This window comes from Vibrio sp. EJY3 (assembly GCF_000241385.1).
GTDB classification, from domain to species: Bacteria; Pseudomonadota; Gammaproteobacteria; order Enterobacterales; family Vibrionaceae; genus Vibrio; species Vibrio natriegens.
In genome coordinates this window covers 2,704,773-2,728,812 of the sequence record NC_016613.1, presented here as the reverse complement: position 1 = coordinate 2,728,812, position 24,040 = coordinate 2,704,773, and the positions used below count along the sequence as shown (strand labels likewise).

General features: G+C 45.0%; 25 protein-coding genes. 16 read left to right on the top strand and 9 right to left on the bottom strand.

Going from position 1 to position 24,040, the window contains the following annotated elements; translation table 11 throughout:
* Positions 1 to 266: 266 nt before the first annotated feature.
* Complete coding sequence (locus tag VEJY3_RS12325) at positions 267 to 1,184, top strand: sensor domain-containing diguanylate cyclase (protein WP_014232808.1); 918 nt, start codon at positions 267 to 269, stop codon at positions 1,182 to 1,184.
* A 34-nt stretch (positions 1,185 to 1,218) separates the two neighbouring features.
* On the opposite strand, the gene csdA is transcribed toward VEJY3_RS12325, so the two are convergent.
* The 4 genes from csdA to VEJY3_RS12305 all read right to left on the bottom strand — a co-directional run bounded on the left by csdA (position 1,219) and on the right by VEJY3_RS12305 (position 4,817).
* Complete coding sequence (gene csdA, locus VEJY3_RS12320; RefSeq protein ID WP_014232807.1) at positions 1,219 to 2,430, bottom strand: cysteine desulfurase CsdA; 1,212 nt, start codon at positions 2,428 to 2,430, stop codon at positions 1,219 to 1,221.
* Positions 2,430 to 3,029 carry a DJ-1 family glyoxalase III gene (locus VEJY3_RS12315; RefSeq protein WP_014232806.1) on the bottom strand — a complete coding sequence of 200 codons (600 nt, stop codon included), beginning with the start codon at positions 3,027 to 3,029 and terminating at the stop codon, positions 2,430 to 2,432. The genes csdA and VEJY3_RS12315 overlap by 1 nt, the downstream gene beginning before the upstream one ends.
* Positions 3,026 to 3,916, bottom strand: coding sequence for a 2-dehydropantoate 2-reductase (panE, locus tag VEJY3_RS12310; protein ID WP_014232805.1), 891 nt, complete (start codon positions 3,914 to 3,916; stop codon positions 3,026 to 3,028). The genes VEJY3_RS12315 and panE overlap by 4 nt, the downstream gene beginning before the upstream one ends.
* A gap of 109 nt (positions 3,917 to 4,025) precedes the next feature.
* Complete coding sequence (locus VEJY3_RS12305; RefSeq protein WP_014232804.1) at positions 4,026 to 4,817, bottom strand: outer membrane protein OmpK; 792 nt, start codon at positions 4,815 to 4,817, stop codon at positions 4,026 to 4,028.
* 323 nt (positions 4,818 to 5,140) lie between these two features.
* Here VEJY3_RS12305 and VEJY3_RS12300 point away from each other — a divergent pair, with 323 nt between their 5' ends.
* From VEJY3_RS12300 to VEJY3_RS12285, 4 genes are read left to right on the top strand one after another with little or no spacing between them, the layout of a single operon-like run.
* On the top strand, positions 5,141 to 5,737 hold the full coding sequence (locus VEJY3_RS12300; protein ID WP_014232803.1) for an LON peptidase substrate-binding domain-containing protein: 597 nt from the start codon (positions 5,141 to 5,143) through the stop codon (positions 5,735 to 5,737).
* The gene (locus VEJY3_RS12295) at positions 5,734 to 7,092 is read left to right on the top strand and encodes a DUF4397 domain-containing protein (protein WP_014232802.1); all 1,359 of its coding nucleotides are present in this window, start codon (positions 5,734 to 5,736) and stop codon (positions 7,090 to 7,092) included. Before VEJY3_RS12300 ends, VEJY3_RS12295 begins: the two co-directional genes overlap by 4 nt.
* Before the next feature lie 43 nt (positions 7,093 to 7,135).
* Complete coding sequence (locus tag VEJY3_RS12290; protein WP_014232801.1) at positions 7,136 to 7,720, top strand: RNA polymerase sigma factor; 585 nt, start codon at positions 7,136 to 7,138, stop codon at positions 7,718 to 7,720.
* Positions 7,717 to 8,376 (top strand): ChrR family anti-sigma-E factor, encoded by a 660-nt coding sequence (locus tag VEJY3_RS12285; protein ID WP_014232800.1) that lies wholly within the window; start codon positions 7,717 to 7,719, stop codon positions 8,374 to 8,376. The genes VEJY3_RS12290 and VEJY3_RS12285 overlap by 4 nt, the downstream gene beginning before the upstream one ends.
* Before the next feature lie 73 nt (positions 8,377 to 8,449).
* Here the strand turns inward: VEJY3_RS12285 and VEJY3_RS12280 are convergent, their stop codons facing one another.
* The 4 genes from VEJY3_RS12280 to VEJY3_RS12265 all read right to left on the bottom strand — a co-directional run bounded on the left by VEJY3_RS12280 (position 8,450) and on the right by VEJY3_RS12265 (position 12,182).
* Positions 8,450 to 9,802 (bottom strand): MFS transporter, encoded by a 1,353-nt coding sequence (locus tag VEJY3_RS12280; protein WP_014232799.1) that lies wholly within the window; start codon positions 9,800 to 9,802, stop codon positions 8,450 to 8,452.
* A 68-nt stretch (positions 9,803 to 9,870) separates the two neighbouring features.
* Positions 9,871 to 10,416 (bottom strand): peptidylprolyl isomerase, encoded by a 546-nt coding sequence (locus VEJY3_RS12275; RefSeq protein WP_014232798.1) that lies wholly within the window; start codon positions 10,414 to 10,416, stop codon positions 9,871 to 9,873.
* Positions 10,416 to 10,985: a YajG family lipoprotein gene (locus tag VEJY3_RS12270; RefSeq protein WP_014232797.1), complete on the bottom strand. Its 570-nt coding sequence runs from the start codon at positions 10,983 to 10,985 to the stop codon at positions 10,416 to 10,418. The genes VEJY3_RS12275 and VEJY3_RS12270 overlap by 1 nt, the downstream gene beginning before the upstream one ends.
* A 42-nt stretch (positions 10,986 to 11,027) precedes the next feature.
* On the bottom strand, positions 11,028 to 12,182 hold the full coding sequence (locus VEJY3_RS12265) for a methyltransferase (RefSeq protein WP_014232796.1): 1,155 nt from the start codon (positions 12,180 to 12,182) through the stop codon (positions 11,028 to 11,030).
* A gap of 267 nt (positions 12,183 to 12,449) precedes the next feature.
* On the opposite strand from VEJY3_RS12265, the gene bolA reads away from it, so the two are divergent.
* From bolA to dinB, 11 genes are all read left to right on the top strand, one after another.
* Entirely contained in the window at positions 12,450 to 12,758 is a 309-nt protein-coding gene (gene bolA / locus VEJY3_RS12260) for a transcriptional regulator BolA (protein WP_014232795.1), read from the top strand.
* A gap of 471 nt (positions 12,759 to 13,229) precedes the next feature.
* Positions 13,230 to 14,570 (top strand): Na(+)-translocating NADH-quinone reductase subunit A, encoded by a 1,341-nt coding sequence (locus tag VEJY3_RS12255; protein WP_014232794.1) that lies wholly within the window; start codon positions 13,230 to 13,232, stop codon positions 14,568 to 14,570.
* Between the two features lie 5 nt (positions 14,571 to 14,575).
* A complete protein-coding gene (locus VEJY3_RS12250; protein WP_014232793.1) occupies positions 14,576 to 15,820 on the top strand; it encodes an NADH:ubiquinone reductase (Na(+)-transporting) subunit B in 1,245 nt (414 codons plus the stop codon).
* Positions 15,810 to 16,580 (top strand): Na(+)-translocating NADH-quinone reductase subunit C, encoded by a 771-nt coding sequence (locus VEJY3_RS12245; RefSeq protein WP_014232792.1) that lies wholly within the window; start codon positions 15,810 to 15,812, stop codon positions 16,578 to 16,580. Before VEJY3_RS12250 ends, VEJY3_RS12245 begins: the two co-directional genes overlap by 11 nt.
* The gene (locus VEJY3_RS12240) at positions 16,580 to 17,212 is read left to right on the top strand and encodes an NADH:ubiquinone reductase (Na(+)-transporting) subunit D (RefSeq protein ID WP_014232791.1); all 633 of its coding nucleotides are present in this window, start codon (positions 16,580 to 16,582) and stop codon (positions 17,210 to 17,212) included. The genes VEJY3_RS12245 and VEJY3_RS12240 overlap by 1 nt, the downstream gene beginning before the upstream one ends.
* 7 nt (positions 17,213 to 17,219) lie before the next feature.
* Positions 17,220 to 17,816, top strand: coding sequence for an NADH:ubiquinone reductase (Na(+)-transporting) subunit E (gene nqrE, locus VEJY3_RS12235; RefSeq protein ID WP_014232790.1), 597 nt, complete (start codon positions 17,220 to 17,222; stop codon positions 17,814 to 17,816).
* 33 nt (positions 17,817 to 17,849) lie between these two features.
* Positions 17,850 to 19,073, top strand: coding sequence for an NADH:ubiquinone reductase (Na(+)-transporting) subunit F (gene nqrF / locus VEJY3_RS12230; protein ID WP_014232789.1), 1,224 nt, complete (start codon positions 17,850 to 17,852; stop codon positions 19,071 to 19,073).
* 143 nt (positions 19,074 to 19,216) lie between these two features.
* Positions 19,217 to 20,221, top strand: coding sequence for an FAD:protein FMN transferase (locus VEJY3_RS12225; protein ID WP_014232788.1), 1,005 nt, complete (start codon positions 19,217 to 19,219; stop codon positions 20,219 to 20,221).
* Positions 20,222 to 20,243: 22 nt separating this feature from the next.
* A complete protein-coding gene (gene nqrM, locus VEJY3_RS12220) occupies positions 20,244 to 20,477 on the top strand; it encodes a (Na+)-NQR maturation NqrM (protein ID WP_014232787.1) in 234 nt (77 codons plus the stop codon).
* Between the two features lie 116 nt (positions 20,478 to 20,593).
* The gene (locus VEJY3_RS12215) at positions 20,594 to 20,827 is read left to right on the top strand and encodes a DUF2789 domain-containing protein (RefSeq protein WP_014232786.1); all 234 of its coding nucleotides are present in this window, start codon (positions 20,594 to 20,596) and stop codon (positions 20,825 to 20,827) included.
* Between the two features lie 168 nt (positions 20,828 to 20,995).
* Positions 20,996 to 22,024, top strand: coding sequence for a DNA polymerase IV (dinB, locus tag VEJY3_RS12210; protein WP_231119388.1), 1,029 nt, complete (start codon positions 20,996 to 20,998; stop codon positions 22,022 to 22,024).
* Positions 22,025 to 22,052: 28 nt separating this feature from the next.
* Here dinB and VEJY3_RS12205 read toward each other — a convergent pair whose 3' ends face one another.
* On the bottom strand, positions 22,053 to 23,978 hold the full coding sequence (locus VEJY3_RS12205; RefSeq protein WP_014232784.1) for an ATP-dependent DNA helicase RecQ: 1,926 nt from the start codon (positions 23,976 to 23,978) through the stop codon (positions 22,053 to 22,055).
* Positions 23,979 to 24,040 lie beyond the last annotated feature (62 nt).

Genomic DNA, 24,040 nt, shown 5'->3' with positions numbered 1-24,040 from the left:
GAAGTTACTCGGCGCTTTTTTATTTGGGCGAAGGGGATGGAAGAAGGACTTGAAACCATTCCACTACGTCGGCGGTTTTGGCTTTAGTTATTGTTCGTTATTGATCTCATTTCTCGGCGCACAGTCCGGTTTTACACCAATATTTGTAGTTACAATTTGTCTGCATTAGATGATAGATATATTCTTAAAGAGGTTTTTATTTTCCCGTTGTAGAAGGTTTATAGGCAATTGGGTTAGTTAGTACAAATACTAGGAACCTCTCTTTTATGCGATTCTCCTTGGAACATGCGCAAGACGTGTTATCCGGAATGCCAGACCCCACTTTTATACTGAGTGAAGATGGTCTCTATATTGATGTTTTTGGTGGTATAGATAGAAACGCCTATCATGATGGCAGTAGTTTGATTGGTGAAACTCTGCATAGTGTGCTTGAAAAAGAACAAGCAGACTGGTTTATTAAGCAGATTAATCGCTGTCTGACGGAAGACAGTATTATCACCATAGAATACAAGATGTCCGCCGACAACGTTCAGGGCATTGATCCCACCACAGGGCCAAACGGATTACTCTATTATGAGGGGAAAGTATGTCCTCTTGGTATAACGTACCAAGGTCGCAGAGTCGTGCTTATCCTTACCCGCAATATTTCTAACCGTCATCAAGTTGAAACTATTCTGCGTCACCAAAGCCAAATCGACGCTTTAACAAACATCTATAATCGTCGTGTTTTCTTCGAAAAAGTGTCCGAAGAAATCACCAAGTGCGAAGCTCAAAGTTATCAAGCCGCCTTACTGTTTTTTGATCTCGATTTCTTCAAATCTATTAATGATGAGCGAGGTCACGATGCCGGTGACTACGTCTTAGAAACGTTGGCTGAGTTAGTTTCTAGTCTTTTAACAAAAGATGAAACCTTCTCGAGAGTGGGAGGGGAAGAGTTTGCGATTATCCTGCCTGATGTTTCATTGTCTTCGGCAACAGAGATCGGCGAGGAAATTCGTTCAAATATTGAAAAAAATCAGTTTGAGTTTGAAAATGTTCAAATCCCTGTGACAGTCAGTGTTGGCGTGGTGAACATTATCGGTTATGAATCGACAAAGCGATTGTATGCAAGGGCAGACAAAGCACTCTATGCGGCAAAACGTAATGGTAGAAACTGTGTGATAACGATAGAGAGCGAATCGTAGCAACCAAATCGGTTACTACGATTTCGTGGTTTGGTTAGAGCATATCGACGGCTTTTTCTACCGCGGCAATCAGCCTCTCAACGTCTTCTAAGGTGTTGTAAATTCCAAACGAGACACGCACTGTTCCTTTAACCTTCAGTGCATCCATTAGCGGGTGGGCACAATGGTGTCCGGCGCGTACTGCAATACCTTGCTGGTCGAGTAGTGTCGCAATGTCTTGGTGATGAACGCCGTCCATGACAAATGTCAGTACCGATGCATTGGGCTGGTAACCAAGAATGTGAATATCATCCAGCTGACTAAGCGCTTGATAGGCTTTGTTTTGTAAAGTGTGCAGGTGCGCTTCCACTTGTTGATGATCAAAACCCTGATACCAATCAATGGCTTTTGCGAGTGCGATAGCCCCAGCCACATTTGGTGTGCCTGCTTCGAATTTACCGGGTAACGCAGAAAAGGTGGTTTTTTCAAACGATACTTTCTCGACCATTTTTCCGCCACCATGCCATGGAGGCATCGCTTCTAATAACGCTAATTTACCGTAAAGTACGCCAATCCCTGCAGGGGCATAGAGCTTATGTCCTGAGAATACATAAAAATCAATATCCAGCTCAGCAAGGTTTAAGGGCTCATGCACGATACCTTGAGCACCATCCACCACGACAACAGCACCAAACTGATGTGCCAGGGTGGTAATTTCTTCGATAGGCTGACGTGAACCGGTGACGTTAGTGATTTGTGCACACGCCACAATCTTACAGCGTTCAGACAACAGCGACTTAAATGCTTCCAAATCAAACTGACAGTTGGAAGTCATTGGCACTTTTACGACTTTTGCTCCGGTCTGTTCAGCAACAATTTGCCATGGCACGATGTTGGCGTGATGCTCCATCTCGCTGATCAATATCTCATCGCCTGCTTGTAAGTTGCTACGAGCATAGGTCTGAGCGATCAAATTGAGCGCTTCTGTCGCTCCACGTGTCCAGATGATTTCTTTTGAGCTGGCTGCGCCGATAAAACGGGTGACGGTTTCACGAGCCGCTTCGAACTGGCTGGTGGCATTGGCGGTTAAGCTGTGACTGCCACGATGCACGTTAGCATTTTGAGCACTGTAATAATGACTGATAACGTCAATCACACATTGAGGCTTTTGTGTGGTTGCAGCACTATCAAGGTAGACCAAAGGCGTGTCATTAATTGACTGATTTAAAGCGGGAAACTGCTTACGAACCGCATTGACGTCAAACATTACTCTTCACCAATTTTGTGATAATGCAAAGTCGGAATGGTCACCATAGGTTCGGCGATAGTCCACGCATGTTTTTTGCCAGAGAGTTTGATGATCACTTCCATTGCAAATTCTAACGCTGTTCCCGGCCCCTGACTGGTGATCAGATTATGGTTAATATCGATAGTCACGCGTTTGCTACGCCAGTTTGCTTCAGGAATGTGTGACTGGAAACTTGGGTGACAGGTCATTAGGGCGTTAGGGAATAGATCATGATGTTGTAGCACCAACGCTGGAGCTGCACAGATAGCCGCAACCAGTTTTCCTTCATAAATATGTTGTTTGAGGATTTCTATCATGACTGTGCTGTCGCGAAACACTTCCGAACCACCGACACCACCCGGCAGTGCAATGACATCAAACTCGTCATCGGCGATATCGACCAGTTTGCAATCTGCGGTTAGCGTGACGCCACGAGAAGCTTTCATCGTTAAAGCCCCATCGAATGCTGCACTGGCTACCGTCACGTCATATCCAGCTCGAACCATCATATCGATGATGGTCACGGCTTCCATTTCTTCGGTACCTGGAGCGATAGGTACTAAGATTTTTACACTCATTGTTCTGTCCAGCTTTTTTCTATCTGTTTAATGCGTTGGTAAAGACTGAGGTTCTCAGGCGTCTCGATATGGTGTTTCTCTGCAGTTTGCAATAAATAACCAGTAATAAAGTCGATTTCGGTGCGTCGCTGGTGGTAAACATCCTGTCTCATCGAAGAGTAATTCTCAGCGGTAGCATTGACGACTTGCATGATAACCCCGAACAAATTGTCGAACTCAGTATCGAGCCCTTCTTTATTCATTACCTCAATCAATTCGCGCGTAATGTTTCTCAGCGTATCCTGAAACTCCTGCTGTGCAAGTGCGCCATTTTTGCATTGATGGATAGCGGTTAATGGATTAATTGCACAGTTGATAGCGAGTTTAGTCCACAATGCTGCATTGATATTTGGGTTCCATCCCACTTCAGGTAGGGCGTGATGCATTACTTCCTGTAAAAACTGACACTGTTCGCCCAAATTATTGAAGCCGCCTAACTGCGTGTTGCCATGACCTGTATGCAACACTTTTTGTTTGCAAGGTTTATAGGCTCCGTGAGTCGTGGTCGCTAAAACGATAGGGTTATTTTTAAGCGATTCTGAAACGCGTTGTGCGGTTCCCATGCCGTTATGCATCAGCATCACGATTGTGTCGGGGTGGATATGCCCAAGCAAAGGCGAAATGGATTCTTCGACTTGCCACGCCTTGACGGTCACCACAATCAAGTCAGCACTTTTTACAGAAAGAAGGTGATTATTTAGGAAAGTGTCACCGACTGAGTCATCAAGTTGCAACGAAAGCTGAGTTTCTGAACTTCTGCTCCAAAGAGACACATGATGTCCTGCTTGCTTTAATTTTATTGCCCAGAGTGAGCCGATAGCTCCAGGGCCTAAGATGACAATATTCACCAAACGCTCTCATTGAAAAGGTTTGCTGCAAGGATAATGAGGGGAAAAAGGAAAGCAAATAAAAAATGGCGCCAATGGGCGCCATTTCTGAAGAAACTTATTGGTTCAATTAGAACTTGTAAGTTACCGCTACGTAGTGACCGAAACCAGTAGAGTCTACGCCACTAACGTCTTTGATGCCGTAGATGTTTTTGAAGCCTTTCAGGCCGTAACCAACAGCGAAGCGGTCTGAGTGCCAGTAAAGGCCGTTGAACATTGCGCCGCCGTAGCTAGAGCTTGCGTATTCATCTTTCATACCAAATTGCCAGTCGATGTAACCTTGGTAAGAGATGAATGAACCGTTCTCGAAGAAGTAGAATGGTTTGAACCAGTTGGTTGCAAAGTGGTAACCGTTCCAGTCTTTATCGTTGCCGCTGTAGGTTCCGTATAGGTTTACACCTACTTTACCAAGCCATGGAACCATAACATCAGAACCTAGACCGATTTTCTGATTGTTTACACCAGAGTTACCGCCCCACTCGATAAGAGATGCAACGTAAAGCTCTTGAACTGGACCAAAAGAAAGATCTTTACCAGTTAGTGCGTCCAGAGACATACGTGGCGCGAACTTCATGAACATTTTTTCTGCGCCAGCTTTATCACTGCCTGGATCTGAAGTTAGGTTGAATACATCAACGTAACCGTAAAGATCGAAAATACCAGAGCGACCGCCAAATTCCATTTCTAGGTAGTCATGGTTTGAGCCATCAGGGAAACCTGGAAGTTCGTTAAATGCACCCATCAGGTTGAACTGCATCCACTTGTAATCGTTTTTGTGGATATCGCCGTCAGAGTAATCAGCTGCCATAACTGGAGCTGAAGTAGCCGCTAGAAGGCCAAGAGCTAAAAGTGATTTACGCATAAGGGGACTCTCTATGTTTGTAAGATTTTAGAATATGCAATCTAAGCTGCGTTTTCCAAGTGGCGGGAATAATAGCGATAATAATCCCAAAAGAAAGTGATAAAAGGTGCAAAACTAAACCTTTTTAGTGATCGAAATCACAAACGTGTTTTTATTTACGGAACTTTTTATTTATTGCATTTTATTGCAATAAATATGTGATTTAGATCGTTTGCGTGGCGATTTTCGTGACTTTTTAAGCCAGTCGATTAACCAACAAAAACCGTTAGTGATCGGAGTGAACAGAGTTTCGTACTAGTCGATGAACCAAAGAGGACTTATTGATGAACGAAGTTATGTTATTTCCACTTACTTCAGTTGTACTCCCTGAAGGAAAGATGAATCTGCGTATTTTTGAGCCTCGTTACATACGTATGGTGAAAGAGTGCAGTTCGAAAAATATGGGTTTTGGCGTCTGTCTGGTAGGTAACGACGGCGATCCGAAAGAAGTTGGAAACGTTTCTTCGATAGGTTCGTTAGTACGGATTGTTGATTTTGAAACATTAAGTGATGGGCTTCTTGGAATCACAGTGGTTGGTGAAAAACGCTTTAAGGTACTGCGCGTTAGAGCAGACTCCGATGGTTTAAGGCATGCCGAGGTTGAGTGGATGGACAACTGGGCTGTTCCGAAAGGGCTGCACAGCTTTGATTACTTAAGTCAACAGCTGGCTTACGTTTATGAGGAGTTCCCTCAGCTTGGGTCACTTTATGATCACCGCTTTTATGACGACCCATCTTGGGTTACACAGCGTTGGCTTGAGCTACTGCCGTTGGAATGTCACCTGTTCGATATGTTGGCAGGAGCAGAGGATTGTCTTCCAGCTTTGCATTTTCTACACCAAGCACTTGAAGCCCCTAAAAACAAAGAGGCACGGTTATGAAACTAACAAGTAAAGCGGTTCTGGTTGTAATGGGAACTCTGGGATTGGCTGCGTGTGGTTCAGACAGCGATACAATAGAGTTCTCCAATGTTCAGGCAGTGCATGCATCAGCCGATGCACCAATGGCGAATGTATGGATTAACGACAAAGCTACGCTAACTGGCATAGATTATGGTGTTGGATCAGGGTACATGATGGTTCGTGAGGGCAGTAATGCAGTTCAGGTCGATGTGCAGTTGCCAGGCAGCGAGGTGGCAACAGTAGTGCCAAGAACGTTGCTCGATCTCGATTCAGACCTCAAGTACACCGTGTTTGTGGTCGGTGATGCCGACGGTAACCCAAATCCTGTTGAGCCACTAATCGTGACACGCAACGCGGAGTCGATGGCGGATGAGAGCTCTCTGGATGTACAAGTTGTGCACGCTGCTTCAGGCGTTCCTGCTGTGGATGTGTACGTGACAGAACCAGGGGCTGATTTATCGACAGTCATGCCTTTAACTAATCTTGCTTATAAAGCGGCAACAGACACGCTTAATATCCAGGCTGGTGATTATCAAGTGAGATTGGCGGTTGGGGATGATGTCGTGTTTGATTCTGGAACGCTTTCATTGGCAGGAAATGCCAACTTAACTATCGCTGCCATTAAAACCGGCGACTCCAGCAGCTCTTCTCCCGTTAAGTTGTTGGTTTTAGATGGTTCGGGATCTTCTATAATTCAGGATATGGGCAGCCAAGCTGAAGTTCGGGTTGGGCATGTCGTGGATGGTGCACCTGCTGTAGACGTGAATGTAAATGATGCTCCATTCGCTCCACTTGCTGATTTAGCCTTCAAAGAAATTCGCGGCTATTTGGATCTTGATCCTCAGTCTTATGACATCGATGTTTTCGTTGATGGTACCACCACAGACCCCATTTTCAGTATTGACGATTTATCTGTGGAAGCAGGGATGGATTACAGTATCTACGCTGTTGGCGTCGTGAGCCCTTCGGTCGCTGTGGAACCTTTGATTGTCGAGGACATGAGAAGAGCAGTGGCAACCAGTGCGACATTGAATATCACTCATGCAGCGGCAAATCCGGTTGCTGAGAACGTGGATATTTACCTCACTACCAGCGCTGGTATAGACGGTAGTGATCCAACCGTTTCTGATTTTACGTACAAAAATAGTCTGAAAGGACTTTACGTTGAGGAAGGAACCTACTTTGTCACTGTCACTGCAGCAGGCGAGCCTAATACTGTTGCAATAGATTCTGCTCCTGTGGATTTGATGAACGGTGTGGTCTATCAAGTCGTAGCGATAGACGATGGCAATAGTGGTGGTTTCAACCTGTTAGTTAATGACATCACAGACTAGGACGGAGTGGGAGGGGGAGACTCCTCCCTACGATAAGGCCGATATGATGAGTGATAGCCGACAAAAACTGGGACGGCATGAATGGAACGCGTATATGGACAAAGTCAAAGCACGAGATCAAGACGCCTTTGCTTTTGTATTCCAATTCTATGCTCCCAAATTAAAACAGTTCGCTTATAAGCACGTAGGGAACGAGCAAGTCGCAATGGAAATGGTACAAGAAACCATGGCCACGGTTTGGCACAAAGCTCACTTGTACGATGGAAAGAAGAGTGCGTTATCTACTTGGATATACACCATCATCCGCAACTTGTGCTTTGACTTATTACGAAAGCAAAAGGGCAAAGAGCTACACATTCATGCGGATGACATCTGGCCTTCAGAATATTATCCACCAGATCTCGTCGATCACTACTCTCCCGAGCAAGACATGCTGAAAGAGCAGGTGGTGAAATTTTTAGATACATTGCCGAAAAATCAAAGAGACGTTTTGCAAGCGGTATATCTTGAAGAGTTGCCGCATCAGCAAGTGGCAGAACTGTTTGATATTCCACTTGGCACCGTTAAATCTCGTCTAAGACTTGCGGTAGAGAAATTAAGACATTCAATGCATACGGAGCAACTATGAACAATCATCCAGATAACAAATTGCTAGACGCTTATGCTTTGGGCAGCATTGATGCGGTTTCTGGTCTTGTGGTCGCGACGCACTTAGAAACATGCTCCAAGTGCCGAGACTACGTCAATCGGGTAGAAGCAGAGCAAGCGAATGTCGTCAGTGACGTTCCCTGTGTTTACGTGCCTGAATTTGATGACATGTTTAATGACATTGTTACGGCCCCTCCCATGCGAGACAGTGTCATTATTAGAGACTCAGCAAAAGTATCCGTGGCAGGCAAAAGCTTTGAGTTACCCAAAACTCTGAGCCGTTTCTCTGATTTGGTCGGCTCTTGGAGAAGTTATGGTGGCAAAGTATATAGTGCCCAAATTGATTTGGGCGAAGATGCCAGAGTAAATCTCATGTATATCAGTGAAGATGTGCAGATTCCGCAACATACGCACAAAGGAATAGAGTCAACCTTGGTTTTACATGGCGGATTTAGCGATGAGGATGGTGAGTACGAAGAGGGAGATCTGATGATTCGTGATGCGTCTGTAAAGCACAGCCCGTATACGAAAGCCGGGGAAGACTGTTTGTGTCTTACTGTCTTAACTGAGCCAATGATATTTACTCAGGGTGTGGCAAGAATCTTCAATATGTTTGGTAAGGGGCTTTACCCTTAAACTCCAGCAGCTTTTCACAATGCTGTTTTTAAAAGAACCACCGTTTTGCGGTGGTTCTTTGGTTTCTAGTGATTTAGTGTTTATGGCGTGCTTTTTCTAGCAGGTCATCAAAGTAGTGGCGTAGTGAATACAGCATGATCAAACTTGGTATTACCATAACCGCGGTAAGAATGAAGAAGGTACTCCAGTCATTAAGGTAATCTACTAGCTCACCACTGAATGAGGCCAGAGTGGTTCGTCCAAAGTTGCCTAAAGACGCCAGCAATGCGTATTGTGTTGCTGAAAACGCTTGTCCGGTTAATAACGTTAAGAAAGAGACAAACGCCACGGTTGAGAATGCTGTAGTAAAGTTATCGACAATGATAGTGGCTAAGTACAGGTGTTCATTAGGACCTACTGAAGCAATCCAAGCAAACATTAGATTACTTGCCGACATGGCAATGCCACCGATCATCAGGCCGCGAACCAGGCCAAACCTCACATTGAACATACTGCCTACTAAGGTAAAGAATATTGTCGCACCCCAGCCGATTAGCTTGGAGTAGTAGCCAATTTGCTCATTGCTAAAGCCGATATCTTTATAGAATGCAATCGACATCCGGCCTAAGAAGGCTTCGCCAATTTTGAACAAGAATACGAAGAGCAATAAGGTTATCGCGACGCGCACCCCATTTCGGTTGAAGAAATCCAGGAAAGGCTCAACGACGGTTACTGTAAACCACGCAACGATTCTAGAACCAACCACTTCTTTGTGACGTTGTTCTGCTTCAGACTGTAACTGCTCACGTTGAGTTTTAGGTTCTCCGACTAAGAGTGTAAACACCATTAAAACAACAACGATAAATGCCATTCCGTAATAAACGCCATTCCAGCCGATGCTATCGGCATTAATAAACGCTAAATAGCCAGGCAGGGAGTAGCCAGTCCACCATCCGATGACTGCCATTGCCGACGCTTGTGGCAGTTTAGAGGCTTCAGATTTTGGGAAGGTATCAATACGAAAAGCGTCGATGGCGATATCTTGTGTTGCCGATGCCGTCGCAATACACAGGGCTAAAACTGACGCAAAAGCCAGGTTTTGTGCCGGGTTTACATCTGCAATAAGAATGGTGGCGACAAGTACGATGCTTTGACAAAAGAAAATCCAGCTGCGTCGCTGCCCAAGAAGACGGTGCAACAGTGGGAGTTTTAGCCGGTCTACCAGTGGAGCCCAGAGGAAGTTAATCGCATACACGGCAAAGACGCTACCAAAATAACCAATCGCAGAAAGCGTTAAGCCTGCATCTTTAAGCCAGCCAGACATGTTAGATCCGATTAATACCCATGGGAAGCCGCTTGAGCATCCCAGCATAAAGACCCATAACAAACGTTTATCGAGGTAACTTTTTACCGTTTCCAACCAGGTGATGGAAGGTAATGAAGACATAGACTAATCCAATAAAATGACGCCGTTGAAAGAGAAAACCCTTCGAATATTCAAAGGGTTTATGATGGCTATTTGAGTAATGTTGCTTTCGTGATGACGATTTGAGTTTCTGGTACGTCACGCATTCGGCCAGATGAAGATGTTGGCTGTTTTGCCATGTTTTGGATGACGTCAAAGCCTTCAGTTACCTGACCAAAGACTGCATAACCCGGTGGTCGAGCGCCGTAGTTAAGAAAATCGTTATCCACCAAATTAATGTAAAATTGGCGAGTAGCCGAGTCCGGCGCGTTGGTGCGAGCCATCGCGATAGTCGCCTGGTCGTTATTTAAGCCGTTATTACCTTCATTTTTGATAGGCTCGTACGTATCAACCATTTGCATCTCTTGGTTGAAACCGCCACCTTGCGCCATAAAACCCGGTATTACACGGTGGAAAATCGTGCCTTCGTAGCTGCCATCCTCAACATATTTAAGGAAGTTCGCCACCGTTATTGGTGCTTTCTCTTCATTTAACTCAACGGTAAATGAGCCCAGTGTTGTTTCAAACGAGACCTTAGGTCCAGCCCAAACGCTACAACTGAGTAGCGCCAGAGAAAGAATAGCTTTGCGTATCATTAGAATCGCTCCTGCATGTACTGACGAAGTTCTGGGTCGTTGGCGATTTCTTTCAGAGTTAGATCAACCACATCGTTTAATGTCTGTTCGATATCTGAGTCTGAAGCGCTGAACGTACCGGAGCGATTTGCACTACCCGTATACGTTTTGACTAATCGGCCTTGTGGGTTTTCTGCTGTGATTTCTAATACAACCTTAGCACTCATCTCTTTTTCCATGACCGAATGCTTTACGTTCACGAGCGCTTCCTGAACTTTAAGTTCAATCACATTATTACTGTTAAGGTCTGAGTGGAATCCTTGGGATGAGAACTGTTTCTCCAACGCTTGCTCTAGAGCAATACGTAAATTCTGCTTCGCGTGGAGAGGAAGAATGTTAGAACGTCCATTATCCACCAACGCAACGTATTGAGCGGCACGTACATCTTTACTGATTAAGCTGTATGTTTTGCCTTGTACAATAGGATTGGTGCTAAGTGTGCTTTCAGGCATCAGGTTCAGTTGTACCTGTTGTGGGGCTGAACATGCAGCCAGCAAGGCAACTGAAGCCGCGATTACCAATTTTTTCATTTGATTATTCCTTGTAAACATTCTTCTCAGTAAGGAGCTTTTTTATTTTGCGTTTAATTTAGCAGGATTTTTTGTTGCCTGTAAAATCACGAACTTATTGTTAGACGCGACAAGATTCACATTGTTGGCACCAAACAGACGCTTGAGTTTAGCGTCGTAGCCAAGGTGTCGATTCCCTATGACAAGTAATCGACCGCCTTTGTTCAATACCTGCTTTGAATCACAGAACATTTGCCATGCGATATGGTCGGTGATGGCTTGCTGCTGATGGAAGGGTGGGTTGCACATGATAAGAGAGCAGCTATCGTGTTCAAAACCATCTAAGCAGTTGTTCGCGATGCATTGTACTTCACGCTCTTCGCCTAAGTTATCCAGTAAATTCTGCTTAGCCGACTCCAGCGCCATAAAGCTTTCATCAACACAGGTCAGGCGAGCATTTGGGTTTAACTGCCCCGCTTTCACTGAGAGTACGCCGTTACCGCATCCAAGGTCGACAATATGAGTGATGGAAGCATCTTGAGGAATATGCTGCAACATAAATCGGGCACCCAAGTCTAAACTTTCGCCTGAGTATACATTTGGCAGATTTTTGAGCTGAATATTCTCGCCATCCACACTCCACGCCGTAATCGGGTCGACTTCGACAATCGGCTGAGCATTGGCTTGGGAGAAAACCAGTCGGTGCTTCTTCCAGGCAAGGGACGTTTTCGTTTCACCTAAATGCTTTTCAAAGAGTTTGAGCGTCGAAGTGTGGATCTCTTTGACCTTATTAACGCCAATAACCGGGCATGACTCAGGGAGCGCATTTCTAAGCTGGCTGAGTATCCAAGTCAGGTGACGATTGCTTTTTGGAAGTTGCAGCAAAACCAAGTCAGCATCTGCTGGAATGACATCCATCGTGCTAAGAAATGTCACGTCTTTACATTGATTCGCTTCAAGGTTTACTTGAGTACCTTTATGAGAAATAAAAGAGTCGCTCATAAACGTCACACGATGTTTTTCAGAAAACCAGCAAGCCAAAGCGCCAAAGCTGTCATTGATTACCACAATATGTTGATTGTCGTTTAGCGCCAGCTCTTCGACATGATTAATCAAATATTCATCACCAGCGTCCCAAGCCTGCAGTGTTTCGTTGGAGCGCTTAGGGAAGCGGTGAAGCGTTAGGCTTCTGCCGTGAAGGTTCAGTTCGGTTTTCATAAGTAAACGTAGGTTGATTCAATAAACTAGGGAATATTGTCGCAAATGATGGCAAGTGTAGATACAAAAAGCTGTTAAATTTTGAGTTTACTTGCTTTTACGTTATTCAGTGGCTCAGACATGACTCAACTCTGAGTTTTAAACTATTGCGTTGATTGACGTTAGGATTTAATTTTTAGACTTATACTTCAACAGCGAGAGCTGGATACTGCAAGTTACCGTGAGTTGGGTATATACTTATGAAATTCGAATCGATGAGGAACGAATATGATCCAAGAAATCATAGAGAAAAAGCTGCATAGTGAGCTGCAACCTAGCTACTTAAAAGTGATCAATGAAAGCTATATGCATAATGTACCGCCAGGTTCAGAAAGCCACTTTAAAGTCATCGTTGTTAGCGACTCGTTTGCTGGACATAGACTGATTGGCAGGCACCGACAGGTTCATCAAATTCTCGCAGATGAGTTGGATAATCACATTCACGCATTAGCGATTCATACTTACACCGATGAGGAATGGAAGAGCGAGCAAAATGGCGCGCCTGATAGCCCAATGTGTGTCGGTGGTGGTCGTTAAAGCCATTAAAAATAGATTTTTGAAAGATGGTGGAAACCATCTTTTTTTTCGTTTTACCAAGCGTAACACCAAAGAATAGAGCTATCCCGGTTAAAGAAATTACGTTAACAGTGTTTCAACAAATGAATGAAAATCAAAGATTGTTTCAGCCGGTGAATGTTGCTTTACCATACGGTATGTGTGGAATATTGTATTTGTGCGATTGGTCAAAGTTATGAGTATTCTTTGACCTTTTAGACCTTATTCTACCTAAATATCCGCTCTATTCTTATGATTGGTCATGGCATCAAGTTCCTAAAAAATGCTAGAATATTGCACCTGAGAAATCTCGAGTATTTCTTGTAACGAGATTTTTAATAGGATGTTGCGATTTTAGTGTTTAAAACAACACTGAAACCGGACACTAATGTCGTGTCTAAAAGTTACGCAATCAAAAGAATCTTTTTCCCGATAAAAGTAGTGCAAGTGCGTATGATTACAATAAAGAAGGGCTTGGATCTTCCTATCGCAGGAACTCCATCCCAGGTGATTAATGATGGTAAGACCATCAAAAAAGTCGCCTTGCTTGGCGAAGAGTACGTTGGCATGCGTCCAACCATGCATGTCCGCGTTGGTGATGAAGTGAAAAAAGCGCAAGTTCTTTTTGAAGACAAGAAGAACCCTGGCGTGAAATTCACTGCACCGGCAGCCGGTAAAGTGATCGAAGTTAACCGTGGCGCTAAACGTGTCCTTCAATCAGTAGTGATTGAAGTGGCAGGTGAAGAGCAGGTGACATTCGATAAGTTCGAAGCCTCTCAACTTTCTGGTCTAGATCGTGAAGTGATCAAGACTCAATTGGTTGAATCTGGCCTATGGACCGCTTTACGTACTCGTCCGTTTAGCAAGGTTCCAGCAATCGAGTCTTCAACTAAGGCGATTTTTGTAACTGCAATGGATACTAATCCACTAGCAGCTAATCCTGAGTTGATAATTAACGAGCAACAAGAAGCATTCGTTGCTGGTCTAGACATTCTTTCAGCCCTGACAGAAGGCAAGGTTTACGTATGTAAATCTGGCACTAGCTTGCCACGCTCTTCACAGTCTAACATTGAAGAACACGTCTTCGATGGCCCTCACCCAGCAGGTCTTGCTGGCACCCACATGCATTTCCTATACCCAGTAAATGCTGAAAATGTGGCGTGGAGCATCAACTACCAAGACGTTATTGCGTTCGGTAAGTTGTTCCTAACTGGTGAACTTTACACTGACCGTGTTATCTCTCTGGCTGGTCCAGTAGTGAATAACCCTCGTCTAGTTCGTACGACGCTAGGTGCTAGCCTAGACGACGTGACAGACAACGAGTTAATGCCAGGTGAAGTTCGTGTGATTTCTGGTTCGGTACTAACAGGTACTCATGCAACTGGTCCTCACGCTTACCTAGGTCGTTACAACCTACAAGTGTCTGTTCTACGTGAAGGTTATGAAAAAGAGCTGTTCGGCTGGGCAATGCCTGGTAAGAACAAGTTCTCTGTAACTCGCTCATTCCTTGGTCACCTATTCAAAGGTCAGTTGTTCAACATGACAACCACGACTAATGGTAGTGACCGTTCAATGGTTCCAATTGGCAACTACGAACGCGTAATGCCACTAGATATGGAACCTACTCTGCTACTTCGTGATCTATGTGCAGGCGATACAGATAGTGCAGCAGCACTTGGCGCTCTAGAACTAGACGAAGAAGACGTAGCATTGTGTACCTTTGTTTGTCCTGGTAAGTACGAGTACGGTCAGCTACTTCGTGAATGCCTAGATAAGATCGAGAAGGAAGGGTAATTTTCATGTCTCTTAAAAAATTTATTGAAGACATCGAGCATCACTTTGAGCCTGGTGGTAAACATGAGAAGTGGTTTGCCCTTTATGAAGCAGCAGCAACGCTGTTTTATACTCCGGGTCTTGTAACAAAGAGAAGCTCACACGTTCGTGATAGCGTTGACCTAAAACGTATCATGATCATGGTTTGGTTCGCGGTATTCCCAGCAATGTTCTGGGGTATGTACAACGCGGGTGGCCAAGCTATCGCAGCACTGACTCACATGCACGCTGGTGACCAACTAGCGACAGTAGTAGCAGGCAACTGGCATTACTGGCTAACCGAAATGTTTGGTGGAACCATCTCCGCTGATGCAGGGGTTGGCAGTAAGATGCTACTAGGTGCGACTTACTTCCTACCAATCTACGCAACAGTGTTTATTGTTGGTGGTTTCTGGGAAGTTCTGTTCTGTATGGTGCGTAAGCACGAAGTTAACGAAGGTTTCTTTGTAACTTCTATCCTGTTCGCACTTATCGTTCCGCCAACACTTCCTCTATGGCAAGCTGCACTAGGTATTACCTTCGGTGTTGTTGTTGCGAAAGAGATCTTCGGTGGTACAGGTCGTAACTTCCTAAACCCTGCACTAGCAGGCCGTGCATTCCTATTCTTCGCTTACCCTGCGCAAATCTCGGGTGACGTAGTGTGGACTGCTGCTGACGGTTTCTCTGGTGCGACTGCTCTTAGCCAATGGGCTCAAGGTGGTAACGGTGCTCTGGTAAACACAGTTTCTGGTGCTCCTATCACTTGGATGGATGCTTTCATCGGTAACATCCCTGGCTCAATTGGTGAAGTATCGACTCTTGCTCTGATGATCGGTGCAGCGATGATCGTGTACATGCGAATCGCTTCATGGCGCATTATTGCGGGTGTAATGATCGGTATGATCGCGACAGCAACGCTGTTCAACGTTATCGGTTCTGATACTAACCCTATGTTCAACATGCCATGGCACTGGCACCTAGTTTTAGGTGGTTTTGCATTCGGTATGTTCTTTATGGCGACAGACCCTGTATCTGCTTCATTTACCAACAAAGGTAAATGGTGGTACGGCGCTCTAATCGGTGTAATGTGTGTTCTTATCCGTGTAGTTAACCCAGCGTACCCAGAAGGTATGATGCTGGCGATTCTATTCGCGAACCTGTTTGCACCTCTGTTCGACCACTTAGTTATTGAGAAGAACATCAAGCGGAGACAAGCACGCTATGGCAAGTAATAACGACAGCATTAAAAAGACGCTGGGTGTTGTTGTCGGGTTGAGCCTTGTTTGTTCAATCATCGTATCAACAGCAGCAGTAGGTCTACGCGATAAGCAAAAAGCTAACGCTGTACTAGATAAGCAATCTAAGATCGTTGAAGTTGCGGGCATTGATGCTTCAGGTAAAAAAGTACCTGAGCTATTTGCACAATACATTGAACCACGTCTGGTTGACTTTAATACTGGTGACTTTGTAGAAGGTAACGCTGCAACTTACGATCAGCGTAAAGCTGCAAAAGATCCTGCTGAGTCTATCAAGCTATCTGCTGAAGATGACAAAGCGAAGATCCTTCGTCGTGCGAATACAGGTGTTGTATACCTAGTGAAAGACGGCGACGCAGTATCTAAAGTTATCATTCCGGTTCACGGTAATGGTCTTTGGTCTATGATGTACGCATTTGTTGCTGTTGAAACAGATGGCAACACAGTATCTGGTATCACTTACTACGAGCAGGGTGAAACTCCTGGACTTGGTGGTGAAGTTGAGAACCCAAGCTGGCGCGCACAATTCGTAGGCAAGAAACTGTTTGACGAAAACCACAAACCAGCTATCAAGGTTGTTAAAGGTGGTGCGCCAGCAGGTTCTGAGCACGGTGTTGACGGCCTGTCAGGTGCGACACTAACTAGTAACGGTGTTCAACACACATTTGACTTCTGGTTAGGTGACATGGGCTTTGGTCCATTCCTAGCAAAAGTTCGTGACGGAGGTCTGAACTAATGTCTAGTGCACAAAATGTTAAAAAGAGCATTCTAGCGCCAGTATTGGACAACAACCCAATCGCGCTACAGGTTCTTGGTGTATGTTCTGCTCTGGCAGTAACAACTAAACTAGAAACTGCGTTTGTTATGACGCTGGCAGTAACGTTTGTAACTGCTTTGTCTAACTTCTCAGTGTCTCTAATCCGTAACCACATTCCTAACAGCGTACGTATCATCGTTCAGATGGCTATCATCGCATCGCTAGTAATCGTGGTAGACCAGGTGCTAAAAGCTTACCTTTACGATATCTCTAAACAGCTATCAGTATTCGTAGGTCTTATCATCACGAACTGTATCGTAATGGGTCGTGCTGAAGCATTCGCAATGAAATCTGCGCCAATCCCATCTCTTATCGATGGTATCGGTAACGGTCTTGGTTACGGTTTCGTTCTTATCACTGTTGGTTTCTTCCGTGAGCTATTCGGCTCGGGCAAACTATTTGGTATGGAAATCCTACCTCTAGTGAGCAACGGTGGTTGGTATCAGCCAAACGGCCTGATGCTTCTAGCGCCATCAGCATTCTTCCTAATCGGCTTCCTAATCTGGGCAATCCGTATTCTGAAACCAGAACAAGTAGAAGCGAAGGAGTAAGGACGTCATGGAACATTACATTAGTCTGTTAGTTAAATCGATTTTCATCGAAAACATGGCTTTGTCTTTCTTCTTAGGTATGTGTACGTTTCTTGCGGTATCTAAGAAAGTTAAGACATCTTTTGGTCTAGGTGTTGCGGTTGTAGTAGTACTTACTATCGCTGTTCCAGTAAACAACCTTGTTTACAACCTAGTATTGAGAGAAAACGCTTTAGTTGAAGGTGTCGATCTTAGCTTCCTAAACTTCATCACCTTTATCGGTGTAATCGCTGCACTTGTACAGATCCTAGAAATGGTTCTAGACCGTTTCTTCCCACCTCTGTACAACGCGCTAGGCATCTTCCTACCGTTGATCACAGTAAACTGTGCGATCTTCGGTGGTGTATCTTTCATGGTACAACGTGACTACAACTTTGCTGAATCTGTTGTTTACGGTTTCGGTTCTGGTGTGGGCTGGATGCTAGCAATCGTTGCTCTTGCAGGTATCCGTGAGAAGATGAAGTACTCTGACGTACCTCCTGGTCTACGTGGTCTAGGTATCACGTTCATCACTGTAGGTCTAATGGCGTTAGGCTTTATGTCTTTCTCTGGTGTTCAACTGTAAGTCGGGTAAACCGCAACAATTAAGGAATAGTCAATGGACATTATTCTTGGTGTAGTGATGTTTACTCTGATCGTACTTGCTCTAGTACTAGTGATTCTTTTCGCTAAGTCTAAGCTTGTACCAACAGGTGACATTACAATTTCTGTGAACGACGACCCTAATCTGGCGATCGTTACACAACCAGGCGGTAAACTACTAGGCGCTCTTGCTGGCGCTGGTGTTTTCGTTTCTTCTGCCTGTGGTGGCGGTGGCTCATGTGGTCAGTGTCGCGTAAAAATTAAATCTGGTGGTGGTGATATCCTTCCTACCGAGCTTGACCACATTACTAAAGGTGAAGCACGTGAAGGTGAGCGTCTAGCATGTCAAGTTGCAATGAAAACAGACATGGACATCGAACTTCCAGAAGAAATCTTCGGCGTTAAGAAGTGGGAATGTACAGTTATCTCTAACGATAACAAAGCGACATTCATCAAAGAGCTTAAGCTACAAATTCCAGATGGCGAATCAGTACCTTTCCGTGCTGGTGGTTACATCCAGATTGAAGCGCCTGCTCACCACGTGAAATATGCTGACTTCGACGTACCAGATGAGTACCGTGAAGATTGGGACAAATTTAACCTGTTCCGTTACGAGTCTAAAGTAAACGAAGAGACAATCCGCGCTTACTCAATGGCTAACTACCCAGAAGAAGAAGGCATTATTATGCTAAACGTGCGTATCGCTACGCCGCCGCCTAATAATCCTGACGTACCACCTGGTATCATGTCTTCATACATTTGGTCTCTTAAAGCAGGTGACAAGTGTACGATTTCTGGTCCATTTGGTGAGTTCTTCGCGAAAGACACTGATGCTGAAATGGTATTCATTGGTGGTGGTGCTGGTATGGCTCCGATGCGTTCGCACATCTTTGACCAACTTAAGCGTCTGAACTCTACGCGTAAGATGTCTTTCTGGTACGGTGCACGTTCTAAGCGTGAAATGTTCTACGTAGAAGATTTCGACGGCCTACAAGCAGAAAACGACAACTTTGTATGGCACTGTGCTCTATCTGATCCAATGCCAGAAGATAACTGGGATGGTTACACTGGTTTCATCCACAATGTACTGTACGAAAACTACCTGAAGGATCACGAAGCTCCTGAAGATTGTGAATACTACATGTGTGGTCCACCGATGATGAACGCGGCTGTTATCGGCATGCTGAAAGATCTCGGTGTAGAAGATGAAAACATCCTTCTAGATGACTTCGGTGGTTAATCCACCTAAGTAATTGAAATTTGTGGCTGACTCTTACGGGTCAGCCATTGTTTTTTCTGAATATTAATTGATATAGAAAATCGGTTTATATCGACACAACTTATTCTCTATATCCATTTCAATTTTCCATAGGAGTTAAACAAGTGAAAAAGTGGCTTGTTGCTTTTGCTTCTCTTTTAGTTCTTGCAGGTTGTGAACAGCCAGCAGAGCAAGTACATCTAACTGGCCCTACAATGGGGACGACTTACAACATTAAATACATTGCTGCGGAAGGTATTCCAGCTGCGGCTGAACTACAAAAAGAAGTCGACCGTTTACTCGAAGAAGTGAACGATCAAATGTCGACTTACCGTAAAGATTCAGAGCTAAGTCGTTTCAACCAGTACACCGAATCTGATGCATTTGAAGTATCACCTCAAACCGCGACCGTTGTAAAAGAAGCGATTCGATTGAATAAACTAACTATGGGTGCACTGGATGTGACCGTAGGGCCTCTGGTTAACTTATGGGGCTTTGGCCCGGAAGCTCGCCCTGAAGTCGTGCCAAGTGATGAAGAACTAGCGGCGCGTCGCGCTATGACAGGTATCGAACACCTAGAAGTTGCAGGCAACACATTGAAGAAAGACATTCCAAACCTATACGTAGACTTGTCTACCATCGCGAAAGGGTGGGGCGTTGACGTTGTGGCAGATTACATTCAATCTCAAGGCATCATGAACTACATGGTGGAAGTCGGTGGTGAAATGCGTGTGAAAGGTATTAACCGTGAAGGTGTATCTTGGCGTATAGCGATTGAGAAGCCGTCTGTTGAAGAGCGAGCTATCCAAGAGATCATCGAGCCGGGTGAGATGGCTATTGCGACCTCTGGCGATTACCGTAACTATTTTGAGCGTGATGGTATTCGTTACTCACACATCATTAATCCAGAAACAGGGAAACCGATCAACCACAAAGTGGTCTCAGTAACGGTACTGGACAAATCGTCGATGACTGCAGACGGTCTAGCGACTGGCCTGATGGTGATGGGCGAAGTAAAAGGGATGCAAGTAGCACAAGAAAACAATATTCCGGTGCTAATGATTGTTAAGACCGAAGATGGCTTTAAAGAGCTGGCATCAGATGCCTACAAGCCATACGTAAGCCAATAATTACATAAGTGAGCATGTCTTTATGAGTACATTTCTAATTACATTTGCCGTGTTTGTCGCTGTGATTGCGGCAATGTCGATCGGCTATATCATCCAGAAAAAAGTTGTAAAAGGTAGCTGCGGCGGCCTCGGTGCTGTAGGCATTGAAAAAGTATGTAACTGTCCGGAGCCTTGTGACGCTCGTAAAAAGCGCGAAGCTCGTGAAGCTGCCCGCGCAGAGAAGCTGGCGGCTTGGGAAAAAGACCGAATCGCATAACTCTGTAAAGAGTAATTATCAGACATTAATAACCCAGCTATATGCTGGGTTATTTTTTATCGTCTGCCTGACAGGGTATATACTCTTGGTTAGTGATCCTGTTTGAGGAGGTAGATATGGAAATGCATCAACACGGAATGACCGAATTGTTTGAGCAGCTCGGTTTAGGTAGTTCACCAAGGGAAATTAAAGACTTTGTTAATAACCATCGACATAAACGTGATTCTGCGCCGATATATGAAGCGAGCTTTTGGACACGCTCACAGTCAGCTTTCTTGAAGCAGGCTATTGAGCAAGATGCGGATTGGGCTGAGTTGGTCGATCAACTGGACGTTATGTTGCGGGACTAACAGATGCAATAACCGCTCAGTCAATGACTTACCAAGCGTAGTGAGTTTGACGGTTAATTCGCCCGTTAAACTTTCATTTTCTTCGGCTATGAAATTATCTATACTGTATTTTTAAACAGTATAATGTGGTTTATGTCAGAGCGAATCAGAAAAATCATTCATGTCGATATGGATTGTTTTTATGCTGCCGTAGAGATGAGAGATAACCCAAATTACCGAAACGTCGCACTGGCTGTCGGTGGCCATGAGAAACAGCGTGGGGTGATTAGCACCTGTAACTATGAAGCACGTAAGTATGGCGTGCGCAGTGCGATGCCGACTGCTCGGGCGTTACAGTTGTGTCCCAATCTGGTTGTTGTGCCGGGACGCATGCATGTTTACAAGCAGGTTTCTCAGCAAATTAGAGCGATTTTTGAACGTTATACCCCTATTATTGAACCCCTATCTTTAGATGAAGCCTATTTGGACGTGACTGATGCCACAGCATGTCACGGTTCCGCGACACTTATCGCTGAAGCCATTCGAAAAGATATCTGGAATGAGCTTAGTTTGACGGCTTCTGCAGGGGTCGCACCAATCAAATTTCTCGCCAAAGTCGCGTCAGATATGAATAAACCCAACGGCCAGTTCGTGATTCCTCCAGACAAAGTTCAGCAAGTCGTGGACAAATTACCATTGGAGAAAATTCCGGGAGTGGGCAAAGTCAGCTTGGAAAAACTGCATCAAGCGGGTTTCTACCTTTGTGAAGACATTAAAAACAGTGACTACCGAGAGTTGCTGCGTCAATTTGGCCGCCAAGGTGCGTCATTATGGAAACGGAGTCAGGGAATTGATGACAGAGAAGTGGTCGTTGAACGAGAGAGAAAGTCTGTCGGTGTAGAGCGTACGTTTAGCCAGAATATCTCCACTTACGACGAATGTTGGCAGGTAATAGAAAGTAAACTTTATCCCGAGCTTGAGAAACGATTAGAGCGCGCTAGCCCTGACAAGTCGATCATCAAGCAAGGCATAAAAGTGAAGTTCGCCGATTTTCAGCTCACGACGATTGAGCACATCCATCCACAGCTTGAGTTAAATGACTTCAAAACTCTGCTTAAAGATATTCTCAAGCGCCAGCAGGGACGAGAAATCCGCCTTTTAGGCCTGAGTGTGATGCTCAAGCCGGAAACACAAGCTCGCCAGCTCAGCTTCTTCTAAGCGTGGTTTTTATTAACAACTGTTTCCTTTAAGCACGGGCTTCATTCACCAGCTCGATGACTTTATCGAAGGATACATTGGCCATCGCGCCATATCCGGATTTTTTTGTCGCTTTGAGTTGGCTGATAAGCGGTGTGCTAATCCCACATAGGAACCGGGCAACTGCCTCATTGCTGATGGTGGTCGGAGACAATTGTACAAATTCCCTCACCCAGGATACGACCTGTTCATGTTCTGGTGGTTCATTTGACTGAGCCGGAAACACCGCGATTTGGCCACGGCAAACAGAGCAATGACCGCACTCTGTAGGCGCGTTGAGATCAGCAAAGTAGTGTGCCAGCTGATAGCTTAAGCACTCTGACGATTGAAATAAGCCCAACATCGTATGAATACGCTCGATATCTTTGCGCTCTTTAGATTGAAACAGGTCGTAAAGATGTTGTTCCAGCGTCTCTGAGCTTTGTTGAGTAGGAAGAACCGCGTACACATCGGTTAACTGTTTGCTCTCCAGTTCAATCCATCCGTTTTGATGAAAATAATCCAGTGCCGCAACCACACGGCTTCGCTCTGATTGATAGTGCATCCAGAGTGCGTCTAAATCTACCTGACACCATACTTTGGCCTTTGTTGAGCAAGTGAAAATGGCTTCTACAAACTGGCGTCGTTCCCCTTGAAACTGATTAAGAATAAATTGCTGATCTTGGAGAAACTTGAAGCGATATTCAGCAAAGTAGCTGTATTTGGCCTCGATAACTTTTTTTAACTCCAGATACACCAAGAGTGTTTTTAGCGGTAACTGGCGTATATTGCTGTCGCGAGACAGGCGCAATGGCACGACTTCCCACTGAGGAGTGTGTTCACGCGCTTGCTCTAATACATAGCTGATGGAGGTACGTTCAGGGGTGTCACCATAGACAAAGTTCTCCAGTACCGTCAGACCAGATGTATTACCAAGTAAAATACATTCAGAGCGTTGACCATCACGTCCGGCTCGACCAATTTCCTGTGCGTAGTTCTCAATTGATTTCGGCAGGTCGAAGTGAATCACACGGCGGATATCCGATTTGTCCACGCCCATACCAAAGGCAATCGTTGCGACAATACAGTCGATTTGGCTATCCATAAACTGCTGCTGAATTTTTTCCCGGACGTCACTCTTCATTCCAGCATGATAAGCATGGGCGTTAATGCCGATGTGAATTAGCGATTTTGCCACCTGCTCAGCTGTTTGTTGTTGAGTCACATAGACAATGGTTGGCAAGGTAGGCTGGGCTGCCACGATAGTATTTAGCTGAGTCTGCTTTTCTGATTCCTGGCTTGGCACCACTGAAATATCTAAGTTGGGACGATAGAAGCCCGTAACGGTAATATGTTCACTGGCGATATTGAATTTCTGCTGCATATCGTCAATAACGGCGGGTGTTGCTGTAGCGGTAAGCAGCAAGGATTGGGAAATGTTCAGCTCACGCTGATATTGCGGCAATTTCAGGTAATCAGGGCGAAAGTTATGCCCCCATTCGGAAATACAGTGTGCTTCGTCTACCACCATTAATGATATTGGGATCTGACGGATAAACTCACGAAAGCGTTCATTCTTGAGACGCTCTACTGAAATCATCAGAATTTTTATCTGGCCGTTTTTCACGCCGGCCATGACTTTCTGAGACTCTTCCCGACTTTGGCTACTATCAATGGATGCTGCCGCAATGCCTCTACTTTGTAAAAAGCTAAGTTGGTCTTTCATTAGGGCAAGTAGGGGAGAGATCACCAAAGTAAGGTTTGGCAGCTGAGTTGCGGGTAGCTGATAGCAGAGTGATTTACCGGAACCTGTCGGAAAGATTGCCGCTGCTGAGTTGCCACTCATCACGGCTTCAATGACAGGTTGTTGGCCTGAGCGTAACGAGTCAAAACCAAACACAGATTGAAGTGTTTGTTGCAACGGAATACTTTGCATAATAGGTAAACCTTCCTTTGATGATAAACTAGGGCACAATACCATAATCTTTGTGCTAAAAG